Source organism: Streptomyces sp. NTH33, from assembly GCF_003236365.1.
Classification (GTDB): domain Bacteria; phylum Actinomycetota; class Actinomycetes; order Streptomycetales; family Streptomycetaceae; genus Streptomyces.
In genome coordinates, this window is the sequence record NZ_POTZ01000823.1 from 1 (window position 1) to 1,730 (window position 1,730).

Genomic DNA, 1,730 nt, shown 5'->3' on the forward strand with positions numbered 1-1,730 from the left:
GTGCTCACCCCTCACGTGGCCGCCTCCTCCAGCGGCCTGGCCGGGTTGCGGGAGCGACTGGCCCCGCTGAACGGCTCCCTGGAGTCCGGGCCGGTGCCGGGCGGACGGTTCCGGCTGACGGCGGACCTGCCGCTGGAGGAGGCGGCCACGTGAGGGGTGAGCACAGGGGCGGCGACGGGGTGCGACCCATCCGGGTGCTGCTGGCCGACGACGAGCACCTCATCCGGGGCGCGCTGGCGGCGCTGCTGGCGCTGGAGGAGGACCTGCTGGTCGTCGCGGAGGCGGCGTCCGGCCCCGAGGCCCTGGCCATGGCGCGGGCGCACCGGCCCGACGTGGCGGTGCTGGACCTGCAGATGCCCGCCCCTGACGGCGTGTCGGTGGCCGCTTCCCTGCGAAGTGAGCTGCCCGGCTGCGGCACCATGATCGTCACGGGCCATGGCAGGCCCGGGCACCTCAAACGAGCGCTGTCGGCGGGAGTACGCGGTTTCGTCCCGAAGACCCTGTCCGCCCGGCACCTCGCGGAGATCATCCGCATCGTCCACTCCGGACGCCGTTACGTGGACCCGGAGCTGGCCGCCGACGCGATCAGCTCCGGAGACTCCCCGCTCACCGTCCGGGAGACGGAGCTCCTCGAGCTCGCGGCCGACGGCGCGCCGGTCTCGGAGATCGCGCGCAGAGCGGGACTGGCGCCGGGGACCGTACGGAACTACCTGTCCTCCGCGGTGGCGAAGCTCTCCGCGGAGAACCGGCATGTGGCGGTGCGCATCGCCCGCGCGCAGGGCTGGCTCTGAAGCGCGTACGGCAGTGCGTACGGCACGAAGCTGAACGAGGCCGTGCAGCTATCTGCCAAGAACTCCCATTCAGTGGTCAGCCGAGCTTTGGCATCGTTCCGAGAGCCGGAGCCGACCACGACATTCAAGGGAGGAAATAGTGCGCATCCGATCGGAATTTCGTCCTGCGAAGACCGATTCAGGCGGCTTCGCCTGTCGCGTTTCCAGTGTTCTTGTACTGAGCGTCGTCATCACCGCGCTCTCCACGTCGACGAGTTCGGCGGTGACGCCGCTTTCCAAGCAGCACCGGAACGGCGTGGTGTCCCGTGTCTGCGAACTGCAGATCCCGACTCCGGCGGATCTGGGCGTCCCGTCCCCCTGCCGGCCCGTCAACGGCTGGCAGTAATCCGCACGATTCCACAAGGAGTTCGCATGCTGGAAGAGAAGCTGAACACCGAGGACCTGGGCCTGCTGGACGAGGCCACCGAGGGTGTCGTGTCCGAGTCGGCCATGGTCGTCCTCGCGACCCCGGCCGCCGCTGCCGCGTTCCTGGGCGGCGCCGCCGTCGTGACCGCGGCGTACGCGGTCGGCAAGGCCGTCGGCTGACCCTCCCGGTATTTCTGTCGAGAGTCATCCCCCCAACACTGTGTGAGGAGTTCACCATGATCGAGATGGACTCGTACATCAACCAGTCGGCCGTGCTCGCCGACGTCGACGTCGAGGACAGCGCCGGCACCCTGTTCAGCGGCGCGCACCCGGTGCTGGTCACCCCGGCCGCCTTCCTCGCCGGCGTGGCCGTCGCCTCCGCCACGGTCGCGGCGTTCGAGGCCGGCCGCGGCTAGTCGCCCGCGGTAACGAGTGGTAAGGCTGCCCGGCCGGCAGCTCCACCGCCGGCCGGGCAGCGCCACTCGGCGCCGCGTTCCTTCTCACCGGACTGCCCCTCACCGTCCACTCGTCCCC

The 1,730-nt window shown here is 70.5% G+C and carries 4 protein-coding genes and 1 pseudogene; all 5 read left to right on the plus strand.

What is annotated here, in order from left to right; genetic code table 11:
• A pseudogene (locus C1I97_RS42225) lies at positions 1-153 on the plus strand (sensor histidine kinase); the annotation flags it as partial.
• The gene (locus C1I97_RS36640) at positions 150-791 is read left to right on the plus strand and encodes a response regulator transcription factor (protein WP_258382920.1); all 642 of its coding nucleotides are present in this window, start codon (positions 150-152) and stop codon (positions 789-791) included. The pseudogene C1I97_RS42225 and the gene C1I97_RS36640, both read left to right, overlap by 4 nt.
• Positions 792-930: 139 nt before the next feature.
• The gene (locus C1I97_RS39490) at positions 931-1,176 is read left to right on the plus strand and encodes a hypothetical protein (RefSeq protein WP_146608428.1); all 246 of its coding nucleotides are present in this window, start codon (positions 931-933) and stop codon (positions 1,174-1,176) included.
• Positions 1,177-1,202: 26 nt separating this feature from the next.
• A complete protein-coding gene (locus C1I97_RS40425; RefSeq protein ID WP_181447087.1) occupies positions 1,203-1,376 on the plus strand; it encodes a hypothetical protein in 174 nt (57 codons plus the stop codon).
• A gap of 56 nt (positions 1,377-1,432) precedes the next feature.
• Positions 1,433-1,612 carry a hypothetical protein gene (locus C1I97_RS36645; RefSeq protein ID WP_111007206.1) on the plus strand — a complete coding sequence of 60 codons (180 nt, stop codon included), beginning with the start codon at positions 1,433-1,435 and terminating at the stop codon, positions 1,610-1,612.
• Positions 1,613-1,730 lie beyond the last annotated feature (118 nt).

Excerpts from the sequence above, each read along its gene's own strand:
- C1I97_RS40425 (WP_181447087.1), top strand. The coding sequence starts at position 1,203 with ATGCTGGAAGAGAAGCTGAACACCGAGGACCTGGGCCTGCTGGACGAG.
- C1I97_RS36645 (WP_111007206.1), top strand. The coding sequence starts at position 1,433 with ATGATCGAGATGGACTCGTACATCAACCAGTCGGCCGTGCTCGCCGAC.